Source organism: Nocardia sp. PLKS1-43 (assembly GCF_059510335.1).
The window spans coordinates 859228-883015 of record NZ_JCAJZQ010000002.1; the positions used below are offsets into that span (position 1 = coordinate 859228).

Annotated in this window: 23 protein-coding genes; 9 read left to right on the plus strand and 14 right to left on the minus strand. The window is 66.5% G+C overall.

The window, feature by feature from the left end:
- The first annotated feature begins 36 nt into the window (after positions 1–36).
- From AC5WS7_RS11790 to AC5WS7_RS11800, 3 genes are all read left to right on the plus strand, one after another.
- A complete protein-coding gene (locus tag AC5WS7_RS11790; protein ID WP_495954455.1) occupies positions 37–861 on the plus strand; it encodes an SAM-dependent methyltransferase in 825 nt (274 codons plus the stop codon).
- Positions 862–933: 72 nt separating this feature from the next.
- Positions 934–1332 carry a hypothetical protein gene (locus AC5WS7_RS11795; protein ID WP_495954456.1) on the plus strand — a complete coding sequence of 133 codons (399 nt, stop codon included), beginning with the start codon at positions 934–936 and terminating at the stop codon, positions 1330–1332.
- 277 nt (positions 1333–1609) lie between these two features.
- Positions 1610–1888: a LysR family transcriptional regulator gene (locus tag AC5WS7_RS11800; protein WP_495954457.1), complete on the plus strand. Its 279-nt coding sequence runs from the start codon at positions 1610–1612 to the stop codon at positions 1886–1888.
- Positions 1889–1906: 18 nt separating this feature from the next.
- Here AC5WS7_RS11800 and AC5WS7_RS11805 read toward each other — a convergent pair whose 3' ends face one another.
- The 3 genes from AC5WS7_RS11805 to AC5WS7_RS11815 are packed head-to-tail and all read right to left on the minus strand — an operon-like array spanning position 1907 to position 5099.
- Positions 1907–2596, minus strand: a complete 690-nt coding sequence (locus tag AC5WS7_RS11805; protein ID WP_495954458.1) for an SCO2521 family protein — start codon at positions 2594–2596, stop codon at positions 1907–1909.
- Positions 2593–3957, minus strand: coding sequence for an NtaA/DmoA family FMN-dependent monooxygenase (locus AC5WS7_RS11810; RefSeq protein ID WP_495954459.1), 1365 nt, complete (start codon positions 3955–3957; stop codon positions 2593–2595). Before AC5WS7_RS11810 ends, AC5WS7_RS11805 begins: the two co-directional genes overlap by 4 nt.
- Positions 3954–5099, minus strand: coding sequence for an LLM class flavin-dependent oxidoreductase (locus tag AC5WS7_RS11815; protein ID WP_495954460.1), 1146 nt, complete (start codon positions 5097–5099; stop codon positions 3954–3956). The genes AC5WS7_RS11810 and AC5WS7_RS11815 overlap by 4 nt, the downstream gene beginning before the upstream one ends.
- 131 nt (positions 5100–5230) lie before the next feature.
- Between AC5WS7_RS11815 and AC5WS7_RS11820 the strand changes: the two genes are divergently transcribed.
- Complete coding sequence (locus AC5WS7_RS11820) at positions 5231–5602, plus strand: hypothetical protein (RefSeq protein WP_495954461.1); 372 nt, start codon at positions 5231–5233, stop codon at positions 5600–5602.
- Positions 5603–5663: 61 nt separating this feature from the next.
- Here the strand turns inward: AC5WS7_RS11820 and eccCb are convergent, their stop codons facing one another.
- From eccCb to AC5WS7_RS11860, 8 genes are all read right to left on the minus strand, one after another.
- Positions 5664–9977, minus strand: a complete 4314-nt coding sequence (gene eccCb, locus AC5WS7_RS11825; RefSeq protein WP_495954462.1) for a type VII secretion protein EccCb — start codon at positions 9975–9977, stop codon at positions 5664–5666.
- Positions 9970–10338: an effector-associated constant component EACC1 gene (locus AC5WS7_RS11830; RefSeq protein WP_495954463.1), complete on the minus strand. Its 369-nt coding sequence runs from the start codon at positions 10336–10338 to the stop codon at positions 9970–9972. The genes eccCb and AC5WS7_RS11830 overlap by 8 nt, the downstream gene beginning before the upstream one ends.
- 100 nt (positions 10339–10438) lie before the next feature.
- On the minus strand, positions 10439–11479 hold the full coding sequence (locus tag AC5WS7_RS11835; protein ID WP_495954464.1) for an SCO2521 family protein: 1041 nt from the start codon (positions 11477–11479) through the stop codon (positions 10439–10441).
- Positions 11445–12470, minus strand: a complete 1026-nt coding sequence (locus AC5WS7_RS11840) for an SCO2522 family protein (RefSeq protein WP_495954546.1) — start codon at positions 12468–12470, stop codon at positions 11445–11447. Before AC5WS7_RS11840 ends, AC5WS7_RS11835 begins: the two co-directional genes overlap by 35 nt.
- 2 nt (positions 12471–12472) lie before the next feature.
- Entirely contained in the window at positions 12473–13429 is a 957-nt protein-coding gene (locus tag AC5WS7_RS11845) for an SCO2523 family variant P-loop protein (protein ID WP_495954465.1), read from the minus strand.
- Positions 13422–15290 (minus strand): SCO2524 family protein, encoded by a 1869-nt coding sequence (locus tag AC5WS7_RS11850; RefSeq protein WP_495954466.1) that lies wholly within the window; start codon positions 15288–15290, stop codon positions 13422–13424. Before AC5WS7_RS11850 ends, AC5WS7_RS11845 begins: the two co-directional genes overlap by 8 nt.
- 281 nt (positions 15291–15571) lie before the next feature.
- Positions 15572–16390: a hypothetical protein gene (locus AC5WS7_RS11855; RefSeq protein ID WP_495954467.1), complete on the minus strand. Its 819-nt coding sequence runs from the start codon at positions 16388–16390 to the stop codon at positions 15572–15574.
- Between the two features lie 9 nt (positions 16391–16399).
- Positions 16400–16870 carry a GNAT family N-acetyltransferase gene (locus AC5WS7_RS11860; protein ID WP_495954468.1) on the minus strand — a complete coding sequence of 157 codons (471 nt, stop codon included), beginning with the start codon at positions 16868–16870 and terminating at the stop codon, positions 16400–16402.
- Between the two features lie 382 nt (positions 16871–17252).
- Here AC5WS7_RS11860 and AC5WS7_RS11865 point away from each other — a divergent pair, with 382 nt between their 5' ends.
- The 3 genes from AC5WS7_RS11865 to AC5WS7_RS11875 all read left to right on the plus strand — a co-directional run bounded on the left by AC5WS7_RS11865 (position 17253) and on the right by AC5WS7_RS11875 (position 18649).
- Positions 17253–17381, plus strand: a complete 129-nt coding sequence (locus AC5WS7_RS11865) for a hypothetical protein (RefSeq protein WP_495954469.1) — start codon at positions 17253–17255, stop codon at positions 17379–17381.
- A 94-nt stretch (positions 17382–17475) separates the two neighbouring features.
- A complete protein-coding gene (locus tag AC5WS7_RS11870; protein WP_495954470.1) occupies positions 17476–17835 on the plus strand; it encodes a nuclear transport factor 2 family protein in 360 nt (119 codons plus the stop codon).
- 34 nt (positions 17836–17869) lie between these two features.
- The gene (locus AC5WS7_RS11875) at positions 17870–18649 is read left to right on the plus strand and encodes a helix-turn-helix domain-containing protein (protein ID WP_495954471.1); all 780 of its coding nucleotides are present in this window, start codon (positions 17870–17872) and stop codon (positions 18647–18649) included.
- Between the two features lie 77 nt (positions 18650–18726).
- Here AC5WS7_RS11875 and AC5WS7_RS11880 read toward each other — a convergent pair whose 3' ends face one another.
- Positions 18727–20082, minus strand: coding sequence for an LLM class flavin-dependent oxidoreductase (locus AC5WS7_RS11880; RefSeq protein WP_495954472.1), 1356 nt, complete (start codon positions 20080–20082; stop codon positions 18727–18729).
- Positions 20083–20279: 197 nt separating this feature from the next.
- Between AC5WS7_RS11880 and AC5WS7_RS11885 the strand changes: the two genes are divergently transcribed.
- Entirely contained in the window at positions 20280–20666 is a 387-nt protein-coding gene (locus AC5WS7_RS11885; protein ID WP_495954473.1) for a hypothetical protein, read from the plus strand.
- A 95-nt stretch (positions 20667–20761) separates the two neighbouring features.
- Positions 20762–21466, plus strand: a complete 705-nt coding sequence (locus AC5WS7_RS11890) for an alpha/beta fold hydrolase (protein ID WP_495954474.1) — start codon at positions 20762–20764, stop codon at positions 21464–21466.
- Positions 21467–21601: 135 nt separating this feature from the next.
- Here AC5WS7_RS11890 and AC5WS7_RS11895 read toward each other — a convergent pair whose 3' ends face one another.
- Both AC5WS7_RS11895 and AC5WS7_RS11900 read right to left on the minus strand, forming a co-directional pair.
- Positions 21602–23122 carry a cellulase family glycosylhydrolase gene (locus AC5WS7_RS11895; protein WP_495954475.1) on the minus strand — a complete coding sequence of 507 codons (1521 nt, stop codon included), beginning with the start codon at positions 23120–23122 and terminating at the stop codon, positions 21602–21604.
- 45 nt (positions 23123–23167) lie between these two features.
- Positions 23168–23773: a TetR/AcrR family transcriptional regulator gene (locus AC5WS7_RS11900; RefSeq protein ID WP_495954476.1), complete on the minus strand. Its 606-nt coding sequence runs from the start codon at positions 23771–23773 to the stop codon at positions 23168–23170.
- Between the last annotated feature and the right edge of the window lie 15 nt (positions 23774–23788).

A 23788-nucleotide genomic window follows, 5' to 3' on the forward strand; every position in this document is an offset into this window, starting at 1 on the left:
CCGGGTGACCGCGGGCGCGTCGGGGGAGGCGGGCCGATGAGCTCCGAGGACTTCGAATCACGGGAGATCGATGCGTCCCGCCCCTCGGCGGCGCGCATGTACCACTACTACCTGTCCGGCGAGGCCGTGTTCGACGTGGACAAGGTGTTCGGAGAGCGGGTGTTCCAGGCCATCCCCTACCTGGACGTGATGGCCCACCACAACCGGGAATTCCTCCAGCGCGCCACGAGATTCATGATGGCGCAGGGAATCCGGCAGTTTCTCGACATCGGCTCCGGCCTGCCCACCGTCGGGAATACACACGAAGTGGCCGGGGTGCTGGACCCCGCGAGCCGCGTGGTCTACGTCGACAACGACCTGGAGGCGGTCAACCGCGCCCATGAACTGCTGACCGAGCAGCAGGCACTCGACCGCACCGCGATCGTCGAGGCCGATCTGCGACTGCCCGACGTCATCCTGAATCATCCCGATACCCGCCGGCTCATCGATTTCGACGAACCGATCGGTCTGCTCATCGTCAGCGTGTGGCCGTTCGTTCCCGACAGCGACCGGCCCACGGAGTTGATGGCCCGGCTGCGGGAGGCGCTGCCGTCGGGCAGCTATGTGGGCATGAGCCATGCGTCCATGACCGAGGCGCCCGAGGAACTCATCGCCCGCATGGCCGCGCTCACCGAGCTGTATCGCGAGACCTCCGATCCGGCGACGATGCGCAGCCGCACGGAGTTCGAGGCTTTCTACGAGGGCCTGGAGCTGGTCGAACCCGGCATCGTGTATGCCGCCGACTGGCGGCCCGAGCAGCCGGTCGATCCGCAGGATCCGGCACGCCCGTGTAATTTCGCCGCGGTTGGTTACAAGGGTTAGATGTAACCGGTGGACACGCGGGATCTCGTCGTCCCGCGTGTCTGCGTTTTTACTCCGTAGAAAGGGACACCGATGACGCTGCTACCTACCTTCACCGTGGGTGAATTCCGCAAGGCCGCACGCAGCTCCCCCAATCAGAACTGCGTCCGCGTCGCCCGCAAGCAGGGTTGGACGGCCGTCTGGGACGACAAGCGCGGCACCGCCGCCACCACCCCGGCGACGACGCTGCCGACCAGTGAACTGCTCCTGCTCACCGATGCCCAGTTCGACAGCTACCAGGCCGCCGTGCGCGCCGGGGACAGCGGCCGCTCACCGCTCGACGTCACCCGGCGCACCGACGGCATGTACGTCTTTCGCATCATGACAACGTCGTCGGATGCGGCACACACCGAAGTCGAACTCGTCTTCGATCAAGATGAACTCGACGCCTTCCACGACGGTGTGTTCAACCACGAGTTCGATCACGCCTAGGGACCTGCCGAACACGTCGACAGCGGTCGTGCGGTTCCATATGCCGCGAGCATGTTCCCCGCGACCGCTTCGACAAACCCCTTGCGCACCAAATATTTTAAGCCCAACCGCCGCCACGCGCAGCCGTACGCACAGATCTCATCATCGCCCGGGTCGACCGATTGTTCGCCGTCACAGGCGAATTCAGCCGGTACCGCCGGCCCGGTCGCGCTCGGCCCGCGGCACGGCGCACCTCGCGGAAATAGCGGAAACCCACCGCGCGTTACACGGATTCGATATGGGTGTGGAGCTGAAACATCTGCGATATTTCGTGGCCGTCGCCGAGAAGTTGAACTACTCGGCGGCCGCTCGCGGCCTGTACATCTCACAGCAAGCACTGAGCCGGATCATCCAGCAGCTCGAACGCGATGTGGGAGTACGCCTGTTCGACCGGACGACACGATCGGTCAGTCTCACCCCGGCGGGCGCGGCACTGCTGGAATCCGTGCGCCCGACGTTGGCCATGGTCGACAACGCGATCGAGCGTGCCCGCAGTCTCGGCAAGCGGCCGGGCTGACCGTATCCGTGGCCACGCTCACCAGCCGGCGTCCTTGTGCCGCACCGCGTGCAAGGTGGCAACGGAGATCTCGTCCCGGAGCCGATCGTGCAATGTGGTCCACTGTCGCGTGAATCCCGGGTCGGCCTGCAGTTCCCGCCACAGCGTGCACAGCTCTTTCGGGGTGTGCGCCCCGGGCATCCGGAGTCCGCTGAAATGCCGCACCAGGGGTTCGAGGATACCGAGCCGGTCCGCGCTCACCGATTCGAACCGGCCGGCCTGATCCAGTGCGTCGGCGACCACGGTGAGCAGCCAGTCGTGGGCGGCGAGATCCTCACAGAAGCGTTGCACCGCATCGAGTTCGGCTTCCTCGCGCACGGTCACGCGCACCGAGCGGACGGTCTCGTCGTCCAGGTGCAGCCGCACATCGGGACCGGCCGAACCACCGACCACCGCGGTCCAGCGCAGGCGTGTGGTGCCGGCCTGCACCGGGGGCGACTGATCCCGTCGCGGGTCGGTCCGGATCCGGCCGAGCAGCCTGCGGCTGGTCGAATCCAGATCCAGGATGTTGTCGAGGCCTGCCTCGGCCGGGCCCGCGTGATAGCCCTCGACCATGGCCGCGGCCACCGCCGGACGGTCCGGCGCGAAGAGTTCGATCTCCTCCGCGATGCCCTTGCGACCGATGTAGTGCGACCGCGCCTGCATCGGCGGATCGAGCGGGGACGTCACCCGCGCCGGGTCAGCGGCGGACGTAATCCGAGGTGTTCCCGCAGGGTGCTGCCGGTGTATTCGGTCCGGTACGAATTGCGTTCCTGCAGTTCGGGAATCAACCAGTCGACGATTTCGTCCAGACCGGTCGGCACCAGATACGGAGAGATGTTGAAACCGTCACTGGCGCCCTGGCGGACCCAGCGGGTGAGTTCGTCGGCGACCTGGCCGGGGGTGCCCGCGAATCCGGACCGGTGTGATGTTTCGATCGCGACCTGACGCAGACTGAGGTTCTTCGCCTCGGCCAGTTCGCGCCACGCGCGGGCGATCTCGATCCGGTTCTGGCCGTCGCGTTGAGCGCCGCGCGTTCCCGAAATCGGTAAGGGCGCGGGATCTTCCGCGGGCAATGAGCCGTCCGGATCGCGATCGGACAGATCCAGACCCCACACCTGACCCACCAGCGACAGCGCGGTGGGACCGGTGATCTGATTCTCCAGCACCCAGCGCACCTTGTCCGGAACCTCGGATTCCTTCTCCGCCAGCACGATCTGGGTTCCGGGCAGGATCTTGATATCGTCCTGCGGCCGCCCGGCGGCGCGCAGCCGGGCCCGGATGTCCGCGGCGAAAGCCGAGGCCTCGTCGAAATCGGTTCCGTGCCTGGAGAAGATGACCTCGGCGTGCGCGGCGGCGAAATCCCGTCCGGCCGGTGAATCACCGGCCTGGAAGATGACCGGATGTTCCTGGGGGCTGCGCGGCAGGGTCGGGGTGATCGATACCCGGAAATGGTCGGTGCCGGCTTGCACGGGACGTACCGCACCGGGGTTCAGCCACGCGGGACTGTGGATCGAGGAGGCGATGGCGTCCTCGGACCACGAATCCCAGATTCGCCGTGCGAGAGTGAGGAATTCACCCGCCCGCTCGTAGCGCACGGCATGGTCGGCGAATCCGCCGCGCCGGAAATTCTCCCCCGTCCACGCGTTGTCCGTGGTGACCGCATTCCAACCGGCCCGCCCGCCCGACAGCAGATCCAGCCCGGCCAGCTTGCGCGCGAGGTCGGCGGGCTCGTTGTAGGTGATGTTCTGGGTCGCCACCAGACCGATGTGGCGGGTGATTCCGGCCAACGCGGCCAGCTGGGTGATCGCATCGGGGCGGCCGGCGATATCCAGATCCAGGATCTTGCCGTCCTGTTCGCGCAACCGCAGGCCCTCGCCGAGGAAGAAGGCGTCGAAGAGTCCCCGTTCGGCGGTCGTCGCCATCCGACGGAAGGTCTCGAAGTCGATCTGGGAGCCGCTGCGCGGATCGGACCAGATCGTCGTGTGGTTGACCCCCTGGAAGAAGATGCCGAAATGAATCTTCCGGTCCGGGAACCGATCCTGGCTCACAGCTGCTCCTCGGCGTATCGGTTGGCCGGTCGCGCCAGGCCGAGATTGGCCCGCAGCGTCGCACCGGGGACGGGTCGGTGCGCGATTCCGGTGCGGAACAACACCGGAAGTACCGCACGGGACAGAATCGGCAGATCTTCGTCGATCACCGCGGGGTGCAGGCGGACGCCGTCGACGTGCCGGGACAATCGCGTCAGCAGGCTCACCAGATCGCCCGGCGGGCCCGAGAATCGCAGGCGGCCATGGGGTTCGCGGGTGGCGTGGGATTCGAGTTCGGCCAACCGGGTGGCGGCGCTGTGGCTCGGAGTGTCCAGGGCGACTTCGAGATCGATGAACACCAGCGCGTCCCCGGCTGCCTGTTCGGCGGTCGAGACGGCCGCCCCTTCGTCGGGCCCGGTCACCAGGACGACATCCGCGCCTCCGAAAGAGGCTGCACCCGAGCCGGGTTCGTTCCACCCGGGACCGTGCACCCGGCCCACTCCGGCAGTCGCCCCGTCGGCGAGCACCGTCGTGCGGTCGGCGAACACGACGACCTGTCCCTGCGGCGGCCGCGGCACGATCGCGGGCCCCTTCACCGAGAACGTTTCCCCCTCGAAGTCGATGTAGTGCAACCTATTCCGGTCCAGGAACCGCCCGCTGCCCCAGTCCCGGATCACCGCATCGTCCTCCCAGGAATCCCAGAGACGACGGGCGACCTCGATCGAATCACGCTGTTCGCGCCGCACCTCGGGTCCGCTGGTGCGTGGTTCGCGTCCCCAGGTCGCCGCCGCGCCGGGATCGACGGTGGCCAGCCACCCGGCCCGGCCTCGGGACGAATAGTCCAGTGTCGCAAGCGCGGACGCGGTGTGGAAGGGCTCGGCGTACGTGGTTGCCACGGCCGGAACCAGCCCGAGCGTGCTGGTCGTCGCCGCGACGAAACAAGCCCGGGTCGGCGCATCGATCCGCCCGGCCGGACCGGTTTCGGGCGGCAGGATCGAATCCTCGAAGGTGGCCAGGGTGAATCCGGCGTTCTCCGCGGCGCTCACCCGCGCCTGCAGTGTCCGCGCGGACAGCAACTCGGCGGGCTCGCCCCGCGATCTGCGCCACGCGGCGGGATGATATCCCGCACCGTCGAGTTCGATCCCCACTGCGAAGCGGCTCATACTTCGACGATCGTCGCCCCACCGCCCGGCGACCATCATTTCCCTCCACGTGATCGCAACACCGGGAAGAGCCGACCGCGCGCGGGAGGCTACTGTGGCTATCGGTCATCCGTAGATCGGGAGGATAAGCGATGAGTTCCACCAGCCCTGCTTCGAACGGCCTGGTCAAAGGGCTGATCCGGGCATTCAACAATGGAATGGTCGCCCTGATGCGGTTGCCCGTGCTGGGTGAGCGGATGAGCGGCAGCATGGCCGAGATCAGCTACGTCGGCCGCCGCTCGGGCAAAACCTTCCGCACCCCCATCGCCTACCGCCGCACCGGAGACGACATCGAGATCGGCGTCGCGATGCCCGACAAGAAGACCTGGTGGCGCAACTTCCTCGGCGAGGGCGGCCCCATCACCGTGCACCTGCGCGACGGTGACCGCACCGGACATGCGGTCACCACTCGGGACGAGAAGGGCACGGTCACCGTGAACGTCCATCTGGACCAGCCGGCCTGAGCCGCCCGGGGCCGGGCGAAACGCTGTGCATCGCAACAGGTTCCGCTGATCGACGGCGGATTCATGCCGAGTACGGGATCTGAATCTGCTCCGGCTCCCGCGATCGGGTGAGCAGGATGGCCCGCCCCGCGGCCAGCGCATCGGCACTCACGTCGCCGGTGAGAGCAACGCTCTCCTCGGCCGGTGTTCGCAGCATCAGCATGGGCGCGGAGAGCTTGCTCAGGCAACCCAGCAGTCCGGTCTTCAGTGCCTTGTCCAAGCCGGTCGCGCGCCGGGTGACGATCAGATGAAAGCCGATCTCACCCGCCATCGGCACGAACTGCTCGAGTGGCGACAACGGGTCCTCGCCGTCCGCGACGACCGTGTCGTAATCGTCGACGAGTACGTAGAGTTCAGCGCCCGCCGCACTGCCACGTGCCCGCCGCCCGGCGGTTTCGATGCCCTCGATCCGGTCGGCGAGGCGAACGCACAGGCGCTCGACCTCCTCGCGCAGTACCGCGGCCGAGGGCGCCGCGACGATCGCCGAACCCTCGTCCACCGAACGCACCAGCGCACGCCGAGAGTCGACCAGCAGGATGCGGACCTGGCCCGGCGTCGCGTTCTCGAGCAGACCGAGCAGCACGGTACGCAACAGAACGGTCTTGCCGAAACCGGCGTCGGCGAATGCCATCAGATGCGGATTATCCTGGAAATCCATTATCACCGGCGATAATTCGCGCTCCCCGATGCCGATGGCCAGATGCGTCTCGTCCTGCGTCAGGCCGGCGTCGCGGGCCGCCCGACGGACCTGGTCGCGGGATATCATGCGCGGCAACGGCAGCACTCGCGGGGCCTGCCGCGCACCGTATCCGGTGCGGATCCGCCGGACCGTCGCGGCCAGGCCGTCCTGCGGCCGCTGTGCACCGGTGTCGGTATCCACTCGGGGCAGCGCGATCAGTAGATGCCGTTTGTCGGGTGACAACCCCCTGCCGGGACGGTTCGGCGGAACCTCTCCGGCGGCGCCCCGGTCCAGCCGGGAGTCGGCCGGGTCACCCAGCCGCAACTCGATCCGGGTGCCGATGGTGTCCGGCAGGGCGAACTGGGACCACGGCGGCAGGGTCACCACGACGTGAATCCCATACCGCGCTCCGGTCGCGGCCAGGGTGGAGATGATCCGCTCGAGCGCCGGATGATCCTGGTGGACCACATCGAGGCCGTCGACGATGAGGAAGACATCGCCGTACGCATCGGCCGAAACTCGGTCCACCGCTGCGACATCGGAGTTCGTGGCCGCCGAATCCCGCCTGCGGGAGCGGAATTCGCACAGCGAGTCGATCATCTCGTCATCGAACAGACGCTCTCTGCGCTCCAGCAGAGCCGCCACATCGAAGACGGCACGGCGAATCCCATCCACGTTCCGGCGCCCGGCGACGGTGCCGACGTGCGGCAACTCGGCCAGCTCGGCCAGCGCGCCGCCGAAATCCAGACAGTAGAACTGCACCTGCTCGGGAGTACACAGCTCCGCGGCGGCCACGATCAATGTGCGCAGAACGGTCGACTTCCCCGATCGCGGACCACCGACGATCGCCAGATGCCCGGAACCACCGTCCAGATCGACGACCATGACATCCAGCCGGTGCCGCTCCGGGATGTCGACGAGCCCGAGCGGCAGGCGCAACGCTTCCGGCAGGCCCGCACCGGACGCACCGTCCCAGCGCGCCAGCAGTGTCCCGACCGTCGGCGAGTCGGTCAGCGGATCGGTCCACAACTGCCGCGCCTGCGGGGCGCGCCCGGTGAGCGCGTTCGCCAGCAGTTCGACCATCGGCCGATCGACAGGGTCGGCGGCTCCGACCGGCCCGGGACCAGAGACGAACGCTGCCCGGAACCGGGACGTGATTCCTGCCGCGGTGCGCAGGTATCCGTAGCCGGGGATGCGCGGCAGGTGATACGCGGCGGCGGTCTTCAGCAGCAGATTCGATTGCGCGAACGAGAAGGTGCGCAGCACGATTCGATACGACAGGTAACTGTCCAGATCACGCAACTGCCACTCGTCCGGACGCTGCGTGCCCAACAGCAGATGCACCCCGAGCGATCGGCCCAGCCGCCCGATCCGCACGAGTACCTCGGCGAACTTCGACATGCCCGCCACCAGATCCATGAACTCCTCGATGACGACGACCAGCGCCGGTAGCACCGGCAGCGACACCCCGGCCGCGCGGGCGGCTTCGTACTCATCGATGGTTCGGTAAGGGCACTCCTCACCGATGTGTCGCTGCCGCTCGAGGATCTCGCCCTCGAGCACCGCCTGCAGCCGCTGCAGCAGATAGAGGTCCCGTTTCACGCGTACATGACCGGCGACGTGCGGCAGGCCGGCCAGCGGCTCGAAGGTCGCGCGATCTTCGACCCCGACGAGCAGGAAGTTCACCCGATCCGGGCCGTGCCGCAACGCCAGACCCAGCACGATGGTCCGTAGCAACTCCGATTTCCCGGCGCCGGTAGCACCGGCGACCAGTCCGTGTGGGCCGGTGCCGCCGTCGGCGCTCTGCTCGAGGTCCAACACGATGGGTTCGCCCGGGCCGACGATGCCGATGGGCACCTGAAGTCGCCGGCGAGGCGGGCCCGCTCGCCACCAGCGATCGGTGTCCGGCGCGGACACATCTGCGATCTCGAACAGGTCCTCGAATCTCACGTCCAGTTCCTGGCCCGCCGTGATCTGACCGGTCCGCGCGACGGCGCCGCGGTCCCGGAACAGTTCGACGAGTTCGGCCGCACCGTCCCCGGCATCGTCCGCCTCGGCCGGGTCCGCGGCGGGTTCGCGGATATCGGGCAACGCGATCCGGAACGGCTGCTCACCGTGCAGCGCCCAGCCGGCGCCGTCCGGGAGACGGACCGCTCGGTCCGCGGCGGCCCGCGATTCACCGGACCGGTGCAGCCGAAGTTCGATCTGCACGGTGAGCAGCCTGGCCGCCCAATCCGGAACCTCGTCCCAGGCCCGGAAGGTGGCGACCACGTGCACGGCGTATTCGGGTCCGGTCTCGGCGATGCGCCTGACCTTCTCCTCGACGTCCGGCAGCAGTGCGAAATCTTTCCAGCGATCCAGAATCAGGAACAGATCGGGCACCGGGCCCTCCGGCAGTTTCTCGGCGCGAGCCGCGCGCAATCTGGCCGGGGAGTCGATGCGATGGTTGCGATACAGCTTCTTCCGGTTCAGGATCTCCTCGATCACGCCGGTCAGCATGGCTTGCACGGACTCGCTCTCGTCGTCACCGACGACGCCGGCGACATGCGGCAGATCTCCCATCGACCCCAGTCGGTTACTGGAATCCAGGACGTGGATGCGCACCTCGTCCGTCGAATGGGTCAGCGCCAGGGCCGCCACGAGCGTGCGCAACAGCGTGCTCTTGCCCGAACCGGCGCGCCCGACGATCAGCAATCCGTGATCCGGAGCGGCGAATTCGAGCTGGACGATATCGCCGGGTGCGCCGTCCGGCCGACGCTGCCGGCCGATCGGGACGCACAACTTGCTTGTCCCCCACCAGCTTTCCGCACGCATTCCGGAATCCTGCACCTGCTCGAGCCGTCCTAACAGACTGCCGAGCAGAACCCGGTCGCCGCCGTTTGCGGCACCCGGTCCACGCCGTGTCTGCGCGATGTACACCTCGTCGTTCAGCAGACCGTAGTTACCGGGGGTCTGGCGGTCGGTGCGGCGGCGGACCTCGTCCTTGACGTAGGTCCACAGACTGTGCGTGCTGATCTGCCCCGACCCGTTGCCCGCCAGGCCGGTCAGGATGCCGTTGACGATCGCCGCGGTGAAGGTCGACATCGGTACGGAATCCTCTGCGCCCGAACGGTTGCCGTCCTCGGCGATCTGGACGCCGGTGCACGCGGTGAGCACGCAGAGCCCCTCGCCCGTGACCAGATGCTCACCGACACCGTCACCGAGATCGTCCCCGGCCTTGAGCGCGTCGCCGCCGAGAAACGCGCCGCTGTAGCAGCAGTCCAGCAGAATGATCTTGGAAGCGGCGTTCGACTCGCGAATCATCTCCTTGATGAACGACGACGAAATCCCGGAACTGCCAGGTAGATTCGCATCCGTATTGCTGGCCGCGAGATAGAGATTCTGGCTGGTACGAATGCCGTGTCCGGAGTAGTACAGCAGCAGCAGATCTTCCGGGCCCGCGCCGCGGAACATCCGCTCGATGCCGCGCTCGATTTCCATCTTCGATTCGTTGACCAGTATCTCCGCGGGCTGGAATCCGCCGATATCCGGTTCGTGCAACAGGTTTCGCAGCGCTCGCGCGTCCGAGACCGGTGCGTAGAGCCGGGACAGCGACCGCGAATAGAAGGTGTCGTTGGCAATGAACAACGCTACCCGGCGACCTTGCAGATCAGCCATCGCTCAATAGGTCCGACAACTGCGCGACGATCGTGTCGACCTGCCCGTCGGAGGGCCGTTCGATGGTGACTTCCCGATCGCCGTTGCGCAGCGTCACCGAAGTCGCCCGGCGCCGTTCGAAGAACTGGATCAGCACATCGCGAATCGCCGAAGTCATCGCGCCGCCGAGCGCACCGGAAACCACCAGGGAACCAATGGCCAAGCCCACAGCGGACTTCGCACCCGGGACATCGGCTGCGCGAACTCGGCGGACCGCCACTCCCCGGACGCTGCGCAGATCCTTTTCCAATTCCTCGACCCGCTGATCCAGTTGCCGCATTTCGCGCGGATCGATCGTGACGGTCAACAGCAACTCTGCCATCACTTTGCCTCCCCATACCGACGACCGCACTGCCACGGCGTATCACCACTCTAACCACACTCCACCCGGCGATCACCGCTACGACGGGAACACGTGCGTACTACAGCCCAGCTTGATGAGCCTTGGAGTGCTGCAACACTTTCAGCGTCGTGGTCGTCATCCGATCACGCAGCTGACCCACCCGTGCGGTCCACTGCCGGGTGAAACCCGGATCGGACTCGAGACCCTCCCAGATCGGCCGCAATCGCGGCGACGCGTGCGCACCCGGCATCCACAGCGGCACCAATTCGTCCAGCACCGGAGACAATTCGTCCAGGACCGTATCGGGCCGGGTCTCGAACGCACCGAAGCGTCCGGCTACCCGCCCGATGGCGGTCAGCAACCAGTCGTGGGTCGCGAGATCTTCACAGAAACGTTGCGCCTCGGCGATGTGCTTGCGCGGGAGCACGATTCGCACCGAGCGCAGGGTGTCGTCCTCGAGCCGGAACGAGAATGGCAGCGCGTGCTCCGCCGGTTCGCCCACCTCCACCGCCCAGCGCAAACGCGTGGTACCCGCGTGGCGAAACGGAATACGGTGATCGAGACGGGGATCCACGCGGGTCAGATTCGACATCCGACCACAGATCGAGGTCAGATCCAGCAGATCCTCCGCGGACGGGCGCAGATAGCCCTCGACCAGCGACCCGCTGGACGCGGACGCACTCAGCGCCTCGACGGTGCCCGGCTTGCTCAGATAATGTGCCCACGGCTGCCGGTCGGATCCCTGCGCGCGTACCACCATGGTCTGCGACGAGCCCTGCATGACCCGTCCACCGACAACCACGGTCCGCGAGGCCACGGTGCCGATCACGTGCACACGCTTACCTTCGGTCCGGTCCGGGCGGCCTTGGGCCAGGTTGCAGTCGACCCCTTCCAGCCGATTCGGCGAGATCACCAGGGGCACAGGACGTTCCCGTGAGGTCACCGCACTGCCGAGTTTCATCGCGCTCAGCAGTTCGACGCTCGCCGCGGTGTCCAGTACCTGCCTGGACGGCAGCAGACAGGTCTGGACCTCCCCGAACATCGCGAGAGGGGGCTCGTCCGGGCGCACCTCGGCATCGGCCATATCACGCCCCATCAGCAGGCCTCGCGGAGACCTCATTGATGAAAACATGCTGCAGACGCCTGGTGATCTCGCGAGGAATCTCGACGCCCTCGCGCGCACCGCGCTCGATGATCTGAACCATGAGTTCCTCGTCGACGTGCACGTGGTCGAGAATCGTCCGGACCGCATGTTCGATCTTCAGATAGCTCTGCGGCAGTATGGACAGTGTCTGATAGGCGGCAAATGGCGCCGCTTTCGGATTCAGCTGCACCACCGCGGGCATCTCCCACCAGCCTCCGGGCCAGCCGGCACCGCGCGGCTGCGGCTGTACGGCGGCGCCGCCGTCGTAGCGCACCAAGCCCAACCTCAGCAATTGCCAGATCGACGCGAGGTAGGGGCATGACCAGTGTGTGCGCCGCGAGCCGTCCTGGGCGATGCGCTCGCTCCACATCTCGACGTCCAGGAATATCGAATGCACTCTGCGTCCGAGTTCCTCCGGAGGCCGATACTCGGTCAGCTGCATCGCCTGTTTCGAATCATATTCCGAGGAACGCCGGCCATTACACAGCCAGCCGGACTCCACATCCGGCGGGCGTCCTCCCGTGGTCGCGGGTACCGGTTCGGCCACGATCCACGATCTGACCATCTCGGCCAGCTCGATATTATGTCCGGTTCGCTGATTGTCGACGTATTGTGGCGATTCCCAGCAGCCTGCCTCCCGAGCGAGGTAGTCGATGACCAACCCACATTCCTCGGCGACCCCGAGGATTTTTTTCAGAACTTCCGTCGGATCGGTTTTCGAGCTGAAATAGTCGTCGATCAGGAAACATGTGCTCAACCGCGCGGAGTCGCCGAACTCGGCCTTGGCGGCCGCGGTATAGAGATCCACAAGCTTCTTCACGCGCAAGAACTGCGATCGAATCGGCTCGGTCCCGTTGGTCAGATCCTTCATATAGAAATGTCCGGTCTCGATCGAGACGTGCGACAATTCCACATTGGCGATCCTGGGCTGCTCGGTGGCCTCGCGGTACTCGGTTCCGAATTCCATGGTCAAAATTCCCCCTCTGCCGCCCAGGTTTCGTCGTCGACGAGTTCGTCCGCCAGGTCGGCAAAGGCCTTCACGGTTTCCTTGTTGGCGATCTTCGCCTCGACGTCGGCATCCAGGATCACTTGTTCCCGCCATTGCAGCACCGGTTCCACCGGAGTTTTGCCGAGGGTGACGCTCGTGCTGCCCATCAGATTTGCCTGGGCGAGATCCTCCAGAGCCTCGTTCTGCTTGCGCAGCCATGCCCACTGGGCCCCGCTGCCCGTGACGCCGGGCTGCGCCTCACTGGTCGAGGGCACCGCGGTGCGCACATACCGCATCGAGTCCAGCAGCCGCCCGGTGTCGTGGCCGAGTTTCGCGCTGCTCTCCAGCAGGCCGTTCGGCCCGTGCACCAGACCGTTCGCGGCCAGGATGTGCTGGCGCGTCCAGCGGTGGAAAACGAGCCACCGCGCCACCGCGTCGCGCAGCGGCTTCGCGGCCATGGCACTGAGCACGATTTCCAGAGCCGCCGACCGACCGGCACTCAGATCGATGAATGTGACGTCGAAATCCTGTTTGCAGATCACCAGCATCTCGACGCACCTTTTCACCACGTCGGCGGACGCTCCGAACTCCCCGCCGCCACGGTCCCCCGGAAACAGGGTGAGCCGGTACGGGTGACGCGGTGCCCGCAGATCCGCACGTTTGGTCTCCGAACGAATATCGTACTGGGCCGGGATGGACTTCTTTCCGGTCAAATACTTGTGCAGACCGTTGCCCTCGGTCGTGCCGCGATCCATCCGATCTATCTCGAACAACGCACCGGCGGTGGGAGATCCGAAGTCGAAATCGAGATAGGCGACGTTATATCCCTGGATGCTGAGTCGATACGCTATATTGCAACTCGTCACCGAGCGCCCGGTGCCACCTTTGTCCGAGGTGGAGAAGACGAGTATCGGATCGCGATCACTCAATTCACTCACCCCTCATCGCGTCGAGGGTGGCGAAATCGAGTTCATCCAATTCTCGCAGAGCGTCGGCACACAAGCTGTGCGCGGTTCCCGGCCGCTCATCCACCAGCGCCCTGGCACGCAGCAGCTTCTTCTCTATGTTCTCCAACGTCCACCGATTCGGCGTGTGATCTTTTTCGCTGAGTTCCAGGAATCTCTGGTTGAGCAAATGGTCCGCTTCATTGAGCAGGTCCAGCGAGCGAGTCGCCGAGGTCGGCGAGCGCAACGGTGGATCCCGGTACGCCTTTTCCGCGGCAACCAGGCATTCGATGATACGCTCGGTGAAATACCACGACACATGAGCCGCCTCGGGCGAGAACTCGGCCGATCCATTTCGCCGCGACTCTGCCGAGAAATACCGATCCGCATCGTCCCACAGGCCCTTGGCAGGGCCGTTCTGGAAGGCCCTTCTCTCCAGATGATCCATGGCCGTCTGCGCCAGCTCCATCAACTGATCGCGGGTGGCGAGCGTGTCGGAGAGCTGCGCGGCCTGCAGGGTCCGCTTCAACAGCATCGGCGCGTAGTCCGATACCACCCAGGACAGCCGCGGACCGTCACCGACGGTCTCGCTGCCCTGGAGCCTCAGCGACACTCCCGGGACGTGCAGCGCCCGTGCGGGATCGTTGACGGTCAGCCGGCTGGTGATCCGGCCTCTACGCGCCAGCTCGTCGAAAATCGGTGTGGCCCTTGTGAGATCGTCATCGCTTGCCACCCGCGCGACGAGGTCCTGGATCAACAGCGCGGACATGCAGAGACTGAAATAGTCCGACTCCTCGCCGTCGGCTGTGCGCCACGGAATGTCCTCCAACGGCCAGCGGCCGGTCCCGTAACGGGCCATAGCCGACCAGTACCGCTGCGCCAGATCCCAGCGCAACTGCAGCGCGTCGGCGAGCCGGCGCTGCTCGGCGTCGAGCAGGTCGAGTTCCCGCGTGCGCGGCTGGGTCAGGTCGTTGATACCGTCCAGCGCCACAATGGTGAAGTACAAATACGGCCGCCCCGCCGCATATCCCGGCGCGGAGGCCAGCGGTATGTCGACGAAGTCGATTTTCTGCGCATCGCGCACCACACCCCAGCTCCAGCCGCATTCGATCAGCAGACCTTCGTCCTCGAGGTCGCTGTCGGGGGTTTTGGTGAGCGTGACATCTCGGCGCAGCCGGCTGCGCACCCGCTCGAGCCTGCGAGCCACACCGGCGACCACCGCATCGGGTTCCGATTCGGTCTGGTTGAACATGCTGAGCATCGCCTGGCCGTCATCGGTGACCGGGTCCACCGACCGGACCACGAAACTGCGCACCAGTCCGACCATGGCCGCGGTCAGGCGTCGGTTCAGCCGGCCCTCGACCGGCTCGAGCATCTCTTCCAGCCGTTTCTCGGTCCGCCTGCTACTCGCCGTTCTGAGCGATCCGAGGAACTGCAATCCGGCCAGGCAGAGTGTCAGCGACATCGAGTACGAGTCGACGACGTCGAGCGCTCGCTGCTCGGCGGCGGGCGGGGCGTCTGCCGGGTGTCGCAGGTAGGAGTCGGCCGAGAAGATCGGCTGCCCGTCCTGCTCGTACTTGCGGAGGTATTCGTCCATCACCTGGACGATCCGGATGCCGATACGCCGTCCCAGCGGACTCAACGCCGCCTGAACGTCGTCGGCCATGCGGTCGGGGTCGTGTAACGCGAAGCTCTCGATCTGGGTCGCCGGGTACAGAATGCACAACAACTGCTCGGCATCACTGATGGAATTGGAACCGGCCAACCCACCCCAGTTCCACTCTCCGTCCCGGTAGCAGGCCGCCAGCAGCGAACTCCACACGTTCAAGATCTGCCGCCGTGGCTGGATTCTCATCGACCGCAGTCCCCTTCACTGCTCAACGTGGACGCGCCCCAGCGGCGGGTCGATCCGATCGAGGCCCACTGCGGCGATATGAGGCGAAATTATCATGGGTGGCGATCCGAATCACAGCAAACTTACTCGGTGTCGCAGGATGTCCGTGGGCGGACAACAGCGTTCGCCTACCCGCTCGGGACATCCTCCATCATCCACCTATTGCGGTCAATTCGGACCGGCTTGGCGCACAAGGCCTTCGGCGCCCCTCCGGCGACCACGTCCGCCGAGCCGACAGCACCTCACATGCGGAACCACTTCCGCACCAACAGCGCGAAGAACACCGACATCGACACCGTTCCGGCCCACGGCTCGATCGCGAACAGCCATCGCGCGGAATCGTGCAGTGGCACAAGATCTCCCGGTCCGATCGGGTTCAGGAACGATGTGACGCACATGTAGACCGTGTCTCCGACGGAAGCTCCCACCGATGCGATACCGACGATGGTGAACACCGCCAGTTGCGCCAGCACCCAGCCCAGCAACCAGAACGGCCGATATCCGTAGCCGCACAGCACATCCGAGAACAGACCGACAACCCGCCGCCACCCGTGCGCGGCACGGGTGCGAGCCCTGGCCAGCGCGAGACCGGACCGATCCTGGCCCTCGACGTCCTCGGTCATCCGGTACAACGTCCTGGCCCGCTGATATGCCAGCGCGGCGACCAGCGGGAATCCGGCGAACAGGTCCCCCAGACCCTCGTAGATCTTCGCGAGGTGCGCGCTCTGCGGTTCGCCCAGTCGCACCGGACCGCGGAATTCGGCCTCGGCCGCCACCAGAGCGGCCAGCCGCTTGGCCAACGCCGCGATCTCCTGCTCGTCGGGCACCGGCCGCAATGCGGTCGTGTACATATCCTCGAACAACAGGTCGCCCGATTGGCCGGAAGGTAGCTGAACAATATGCGCGGAGAGGTTTTTGCGCACGGTGTCGGTGAACCGAGTAAGCCAGTCCAGTAGGTCGGGTTGAGTTTTTTCCCGCTTCACCATCTTGCGCGCGTAATCCGCGGCGCGACGGTCGATCCGATCGGATACCGAGGTGATGAATGTCGAGTCCTCCCCCATGGGACGAGTTTACCCGGGCCCGAGCCGGCGCTTCATGATCCGACGAGGTTGCCCGGGCCCGAAATATTGCTCGTCGTATGCCACGGATTGAAAATTCGCCGCCTTGAAGATATTCAACGCGGGCTGATTGTCCGGCCGAACGGTCAATTCCATCTCCAGCGCACCCGCCTCGGAACAGCACCGCATGGAGCCGTGCAGCAGGGCGCGGCCGAAGCCGCGATTCCGCAGCGGTCTGTGCACCGCATAGGTGAACAACAGCGAGCGGTTGTCTTTGACGAGCGCCAGCGCATAGCCGATCAGCACACCGCCGAGTTCGGCCACCAGCCATTGGCCGCCGTGCAACTCGAACAGTTGGCGCAGCATGAGTTGCCCGTAGGGTTGCTCTTCTTCGAAAATTTCGGCCTCGAGCGCCGCGATGGCACTCAGATCCCCGATGGATGCCCGCCGATAGACCGGTTCCCGGTCGTCCGCAGTATCCATCCGCTTCCTCGCCCCGACGCAACAAGCTATACGATAACGAGCCTGTCCCGGCCCCGCACCGCTCGGCCCAGTTTAGCGTCGGATGTACGTATCTTTGTGCGAGAGATCATGATTCGACCGGCCGGCCACATCGCCGCATCGCGATCGGCTCCGGCTTCTCGTGCACGGCAACCGAGCTGTCCAGCACGTTCACGACACCAGTTACCGCATCGCATGGTGTGCTCGGCCGTAGCCGGGCGAGCATGGGGCGGTACGCGACTGCAACGCGGACTGCCACCCCGCACAGATGAGCGCCTGAACTCCCGCTGGTGGCCGATCCATTTCGTATCACGCGGCGCTTCGACCGCCCGTCGACGAATCGGGCCGGACAGACCCCGGCTCGGTGCTGGCCGCCCTGATCGCCGCCGAACTCGAGTTTCGCGGACCGCTGTTCGCGATCGAAGCGCGGGCGGGCACGGTGTCGATGTCGGTGTTGTTCGCGCTGGTGGTTCGCAAGTGGTTCCGAATGTGAAGCGCGCATTACCTCCCGCGTAATCGCACGTCGTCGCCTTCTCCGGCAGGGTTGTGTTCGTTCGGTTCACGATCTCGGAGAAGGAGAATTCGATATGAGCACCTATGACGATGCGGTCCAGCGGTATTTCGCGGCGTGGAATGCTACCGGCGCGGAACTGGCCGACGCGGTGGCGAAGGCGTGGGTCGAGGACGGAGCGTACACCGATCCGCTGACCGAGGTCCGCGGGCACGAGCAGTTGGCGGCGGCCATCGCCGGTGTGCACGAACAGTTTCCGGGCTTCGTCTTCCGCCCGCTCGGCGACGTGGACGGTCATCACGACACCGCGCGGTTCAGCTGGGAACTGGTCGCTCCCGACGGCAGCGCGCCGGTGGCCGGTTCGGATGTCGTCGTGCTGGACACCGACGGGCGAATCAGCAGCGTGCTCGGCTTCCTCGATCGCGTCCCGGCGTGATCGAATGAGTCTTGCCGCGCGGTACGGTCACACCATGACCACCGCCCCGCCGAGAGTCGGCCCACTACTGCGCGAGTGGCGCAACCGCAGACGGTTGAGCCAGCTGGATCTCGCGCTGGCGGCCGACTCCTCGGCCCGGCACATCAGTTTCATCGAGACCGGGCGCTCGCGCCCGAGTCGCGAAATGGTGTTGCGCCTGGCCGATCACCTGGATGTCCCTGTGCGCGAACGCAATACATTGCTGATCGCGGCGGGGTACGCACCGCATTTCCCGGAGCACTCCCTGGAGGATCCGCAATTGCGCGAGCTGCGCAGCAATCTGGAGCGTCTGGTCACCGCGCACGAACCGTTCCCGGCCCTGATCGTGGACGGCGGTTACGATGTGGTGGCATCGAACAACGGTGTCGGACTGCTGCTTTCGGGCGTCGCCCCGGAACTGCTGGAAAGCCCCAACGCGATGCGCCTGACCCTGCATCCCGCGGGCATGGCCCCGCGCATCCGCAATTACGCGCAGTGGCGCGGCCATCTGCTGCACCAGATGCAGCGCCAACTGGCCCTGACCCGCTCCACTCCGCTGCGCGCACTCTACGACGAGGTCGAGTCCTATCCCCCGCCGCCGAACTGCGGCGAGGAACTGGCCCCGGCCTCCGCCGCACCCGCCCTGCCGCTGCTGCTGGAAAACGACGGCCGCACATTGGCTTTCATTTCCATCATCGCCACCTTCAACACCCCCACCGATATCACCGTCTCGGAACTGGCGCTGGAAACCTTCCTCCCCGCCGACCCGGAAACCGCCGCGTTCCTCACCGGATAGAACGGACCGGCCGCGGGTGGCCGGGCGCCTCGCGGCACGGCGGCCGGGGCGACGGCCGGCCGGACGCGGCCGGTTGCTCAGGCGACGGTGGCGGCGCGCGGGGCCGGGGTCAGGGAAGCCCGGCCCAGGCCGAGGTGGTCGCGCAGGGTGGTTCCGGTGTACTCGGTGCGGAACAGGCCGCGGCGCTGGAGTTCCGGGACCACCAGGTCGACGAACTCGTCGAACGTTCCGGGGGACTGGGCGGCCGAGAGGATGAACCCGTCGGCCTCGCCGCCGTGGAAACTCTCCTCGATGCGGTCGGCGATCTGCTCCGGCGTTCCGACGAACTGCGGAAGCAGCACGCCCTGCGCGTAGAGCTTGCCGACGTCGCGCAGCGTGAGGCTGTCCTCGACGCTGAGCCGGTGCGCGACCTCGAACAGCCCCTGGGTTCCGGGGACGGTGACCTCCTCGATGGGCGCGTCGAGGTCGTATTGCGAGAAGTCGTGGTCGGTGTGCACCGACAACGTGATGAGTCCGGAGATCGGATCGGCCAGCTCGTTGTGATAGGCCTGCTTCTCCTTCGCGATCGCCTCGGTCTCCCCGATGAACGGTACGAAGGACGGGAAGATCTTCACGTCGTCGGGATTACGCCCGGCGTCGGACGCCCGGGTTTTGATGTCCTCGTAATAGGCCTTGCGCCCCTCCGGCGTCGGGTCGATCTCGAAGATCGCCTCGGCCCAGCGGGCGGCGAAATCCCTGCCGGTGGGCGAGGATCCGGCTTGGATGATCACCGGCCGGCTCTGCGGCGAATGCGGCACCGTGAGCGGGCCGCGGGTGGCGAACCACTGCCCCTCGTGGTCGACGGTGTGCACCTTGTCCGGATCGGCGAAACGCCCGGATGCCTTGTCCCGCACCAGCGCATCGCGCTCCCAGCTGCCCCACAGCTTGAAGGCGACCTCCAGGAACTCCTGGGCGCGCTCGTATCGCTCGTCGTGACCGAGGTGCTCCTGGACGCCGAAATTGTGCGCCTCGGCCTGATTCAGCGACGTCACCACATTCCACCCGGCCCGGCCACGGGACAGATGATCCAGCGTGCCGAAGATCCGGGCGACCTCGTAGGGATGGAAATAGGTGGTGGACTTGGTGATCGCCAGGCCGAGTCTCTCGGTGACGTTCGCCAGGCTCGCGGCCACGAGCGAGGGATCGATCGTGGCCGCGGCCTGCGTTCCGCGCTCGATGGGGACCCGGATGTCGTTGCCGAAACGCACCGGTGTGGCGAGCAGATCCGCGAAGAACAGGAAATCGAACTTCCCGCGTTCGAGCGTCTGCGCAACCCGGCGATAGTAGTCCGGCCCGAAATAGTCCGTCGTCGATCCGGGATGCCGCCACGCGGCATGTGAATGGGTCACGTTGGAGGCGATCAGAAAGCCCGCCAGATGAAGTTCACGTGCCACTTGCTCGAATCCTAACCGTCGAATCCACACGCGGTGTCGGCCACCGGCGCGTCCGCACTACATGATCGAAGGCGAGCAACCAGCAGGCAACGGTTGCGATCGAGCCGATCCGAACCGACCGGCCGCAGCGCCGGTGTTCGGAACCGGGCCGGAACTCACACGAATTATGTTCCACCCCAGCAGCTTTCGCTCGCGCGATGGCCGATCGTCGCACGGGGCCGCAGCACTGCGCCGGGACGTGCGCACCGCACCCTGTCTACCACGATCCGGCAAGCCGGGCGATCGTGAATCGATCCGGCGACGAATCCGCCATCGGCACAACGGACAACAGCCAGATCGCGGCGCCGCCGGAGATACCGGCGCCGCTCGCACCTGGCCTGGGGCGTAGGCGCGCCCAGCTGTCCGGCACGGCATATCGCCTACCGATCGCCGAGGCCGCGATCGAGCAGTTGCTCGACTTCCTGCCCGATATCCGGCTCGCGGTTGCGTACGACGCACTGACCTGGCGTCCGGGACCGCTGCACCGCACCCTCGCCGATCTCCCGGTGACCTTCCCCGCCTGCCCGCCACTGCGTCTGCCCTGACCCGTGCGGTCGAAACATACCGGGCCACTGAACTTTTCCGTACAGCGACGACGCACGGGAACGATCGCGCGACCCGAGATCGTAGACTTGCGGCCATGAGCGAGACGGTCACGATGGTGGCACTGCCCGGGACACTGTGCTCACCCGCGATATTCGAATCGCTGACCGAAGAATTGGCCGGTCGGCCGCGCGTGGCTCCGTACTCCTGGCTGACCGAGACCGGTCCGTGGGATATTCCGTCGATCTCCGCACGAGTGGCCCGCCACATCGAGCGCACGTATGCCGAGCCGGTGCTGGTGTGCGGCCACTCCACGGGCGGAGCGATCACACTGCACCTCGCGCTGACCCATCCGTCGGTGGTGCGCGGGCTGGTGCTGGCCGACACCGGCGCACAGATGCGCGGCCACGGCGACGTCGACGCCATCCTCGACCGCCTCCGGAACGGATGGGGCGAGGAACTGCGCGCAGCGGTCCTGGACCGCTCGTTCCACACCCCGCCCGATCCGCGCCTGCGCGCCGAACTGCTGACCTGGGCCGCGGCCGTCGATCGGCACGCGGTGCTCGACGTCCTGACCAGCCAGCGGGACCTCGACCTGACCGCCGATCTGGCCCGAATCTCCCAGCCCGCCATGGTGTTACACGGACGCCACGACCGAGCCCGCGACCCCGGACACGGCCGCGACCTCGCCGCCGCCCTGCCGAACGCCCGATTCCGCCTGCTGGATACCGGCCACACCCCCATCCAGGAGGATCCGGCCGCGGTGGCCGAAGCCGTTCGCACACTGCTGACCATGGTCTGATCCGCTGCGGCCCAAGGTGTTTCGGTCTCCACAGCCGCCGAGAGGTCCATCCCGGTACCGCGAACCGGCCGAAACGATCTGCGGCGGCGACATCATCGGATGTGCGGGCGGCGGCGGGTCTTCAGCGGCGCGTCTTCAGCGGCGCGTGATCGTCACCGAAACATCGTGGGCCGCACCGGAAGTGGCAGCGATCTTCACCACCCGGGCATCGGGCGCGGAGACCACGGTCCCGCCGTCCACCCGGACGTCGTAGCCGTGCGGGTAGTGGCGAGCGGGCACGAAGATCTCCGTCGGAGTACCGGAGGCGAGATGTGTCCCGGCAGCGGCGGCGGTCGAATAGCTCAGCGTCATGGCCGAAGTGGCGCGGTCGAAGTGATACTTCGACGGTGTGCCCGCGATCGCGCGTGCCCACGGCACGGCCAGTGCGTCGAGTTTGGCCTGCTTGGCGTTGGCCGGGGAGGCGGGTTTGCGCTCGTCGACCAGAAGGCCCTGGGTGTCGGAGTTCGCCGGATCCTGTGGGTGGTAGACGTAGTAGGCCCAGTAGGTCCACGACCAGAAGTGCTCATCGGCCAGGTCGACCAGCCGGGCGTTGTCGGTGTTCACATCGCTGGCGCCGAATTCGGACAGGAATCCCGGCTCGTCGGCACGGTCGGCGTTCACGGCTACGGCCTGATTCTCCTGCGGCGGGCAGACCACGTCGAAGCCCGGCGGCGTGGGTACGCCGACGATCCCCGCGCCCAGCACCGGGAAGCAGTAGACGTGAAAGTTATGGCCCACAGCCGAATCCACCGGCGCCGTGAGCGCGGTGCTGCCATCGGTGTTCGGATCGGATTCGGGGAAGATCACGTGTGTGTCGCCGGAACCACGCAGCGCGGTGATCACCCGACCGTAGAACTGCGCCAGCGCTCCCCCTTCGAACGCCGGACACGAGGCGATGAACGGCTGGCAGGAATACCCGCTGCCCGCATACGGCTCGTTGAACGGGTCCAGTCCCACGATGTTCGCCCGGCCCGGCCCCGCGTTCAGCATCCGGATCACGTGCTGCCACGCGTGGATGAAATGCGTTTGGATGCCGACTCCGTCGGCCGCGGGCTTGTCGTTCCAGAACGCCTGGAAGTCGTCCTGGGCGTTGCGCGGGTCCGCACCGAGGGTGGCCCACTGCGGGGCGCCGTCACCGCCGCTGTTCCCGAGTTGGGCGATCCCCGCCGAGCGGCTCCAGCCGTCCTGATGGAAGTCGACGAGTGTGCGGATTCCGTGCGCGGCGAGCAGATCGTTCAGCGCGACGATCCGGCGGATGTAGGCGTCGTCGTATACCCCCGGCCGCGGTTCCACCGCTTCCCAGATGAAACCGATTCGCGCGGCGTCGAATCCCTCGCTCGCCAGCAGCGCGGCGTCCGCCGCACCGAAGTCGGCCGGATAGTAGGGCGCGGTCTTGCGGACCAGATTCACCCCGTGCACCGAGATGACCCGGCCCTGCTCGTCGGCCAGCCACTTACCCGCCCGAGCGGGCGGACGCGGAGAATCCGCCGATGCGCTCGGCGGCACGGCCGCCACCGCCAACGCCAACAGCAGCAGCGCGATCAGCCACGGCCGCCGCAGGCCCGTGCGAGCGGCGGCGTGCCGGGGTCTGCCGGGACGAAAGTCGTTGAATCGCATACGTTCTCCTTCTCGATGCGATCGCGGGATAGCTACGAGCGAAAGTCATCGGGCGCAGAGGATCCGCGCCGCGGCTCGATCCCACTCGGCGACCAGATCCATATCGTCGGGGCAACGCAGCCACTGTTCTTCCAGTCCGGTCATCGTGGCGATGAGATGGCGCGCCACCGAACGCGGGTCGTCCGGCAGCTCGAGCCCCTCGACCAGCCGCGTGAAGGCATCCAGTACCCGCGTCTCGCGATCCCGGAAGTACTCGTGGGCCGGATGTTCGCGATACAGCGATTCGCTGCGCAACATCGTGTGCAGCCGCACGATCTCCGGCTGAGACACGTTGCGCGCCACCACGGTACGCAGCGCCCGCCGGGCGTCGGTGACGGTCGGCGTCCGCCCGAACTCCCGCCCGAGCTGCTCGAGCACAGCCTCGGTATCGCGCCGATCCCGCTCCTGCAACAACGCGATCAGCAAGCCCTCCTTGGTCCCGACATGATGCAGCACCCCCGCGACGGTGAGCCCGCACCTGTCGGCGAGCTCCTGAACGCTGAACCCGTAATACCCGCGCTGCCCGATGATCCGAATCGCCTCGGCCAGGATCTGCGCCCGCCGGTCCGCCCGCCGCACACGCCCGCCGCTCGCGACCGCCGTCCCGCTCATCGCACATCCTCCGTT

Bases quoted from the DNA above. Each gene is read 5' to 3' on its own strand.
- AC5WS7_RS11835 (WP_495954464.1), bottom strand. From the start codon at position 11,479: ATGAGGTCTCCGCGAGGCCTGCTGATGGGGCGTGATATGGCCGATGCC.
- AC5WS7_RS11890 (WP_495954474.1), top strand. From the start codon at position 20,762: ATGAGCGAGACGGTCACGATGGTGGCACTGCCCGGGACACTGTGCTCA.
- AC5WS7_RS11900 (WP_495954476.1), bottom strand. From the start codon at position 23,773: ATGAGCGGGACGGCGGTCGCGAGCGGCGGGCGTGTGCGGCGGGCGGAC.
- AC5WS7_RS11870 (WP_495954470.1), top strand. From the start codon at position 17,476: ATGAGCACCTATGACGATGCGGTCCAGCGGTATTTCGCGGCGTGGAAT.
- AC5WS7_RS11860 (WP_495954468.1), bottom strand. From the start codon at position 16,870: ATGGATACTGCGGACGACCGGGAACCGGTCTATCGGCGGGCATCCATC.
- AC5WS7_RS11800 (WP_495954457.1), top strand. From the start codon at position 1,610: ATGGGTGTGGAGCTGAAACATCTGCGATATTTCGTGGCCGTCGCCGAG.
- AC5WS7_RS11850 (WP_495954466.1), bottom strand. From the start codon at position 15,290: ATGAGAATCCAGCCACGGCGGCAGATCTTGAACGTGTGGAGTTCGCTG.
- AC5WS7_RS11830 (WP_495954463.1), bottom strand. From the start codon at position 10,338: ATGGCAGAGTTGCTGTTGACCGTCACGATCGATCCGCGCGAAATGCGG.
- AC5WS7_RS11790 (WP_495954455.1), top strand. From the start codon at position 37: ATGAGCTCCGAGGACTTCGAATCACGGGAGATCGATGCGTCCCGCCCC.
- AC5WS7_RS11820 (WP_495954461.1), top strand. From the start codon at position 5,231: ATGAGTTCCACCAGCCCTGCTTCGAACGGCCTGGTCAAAGGGCTGATC.
- eccCb (WP_495954462.1), bottom strand. From the start codon at position 9,977: ATGGCTGATCTGCAAGGTCGCCGGGTAGCGTTGTTCATTGCCAACGAC.
- AC5WS7_RS11795 (WP_495954456.1), top strand. From the start codon at position 934: ATGACGCTGCTACCTACCTTCACCGTGGGTGAATTCCGCAAGGCCGCA.
- AC5WS7_RS11875 (WP_495954471.1), top strand. From the start codon at position 17,870: ATGACCACCGCCCCGCCGAGAGTCGGCCCACTACTGCGCGAGTGGCGC.
- AC5WS7_RS11885 (WP_495954473.1), top strand. From the start codon at position 20,280: ATGGCCGATCGTCGCACGGGGCCGCAGCACTGCGCCGGGACGTGCGCA.
- AC5WS7_RS11840 (WP_495954546.1), bottom strand. From the start codon at position 12,470: ATGGAATTCGGAACCGAGTACCGCGAGGCCACCGAGCAGCCCAGGATC.
- AC5WS7_RS11815 (WP_495954460.1), bottom strand. From the start codon at position 5,099: ATGAGCCGCTTCGCAGTGGGGATCGAACTCGACGGTGCGGGATATCAT.
- AC5WS7_RS11855 (WP_495954467.1), bottom strand. From the start codon at position 16,390: ATGGGGGAGGACTCGACATTCATCACCTCGGTATCCGATCGGATCGAC.
- AC5WS7_RS11895 (WP_495954475.1), bottom strand. From the start codon at position 23,122: ATGCGATTCAACGACTTTCGTCCCGGCAGACCCCGGCACGCCGCCGCT.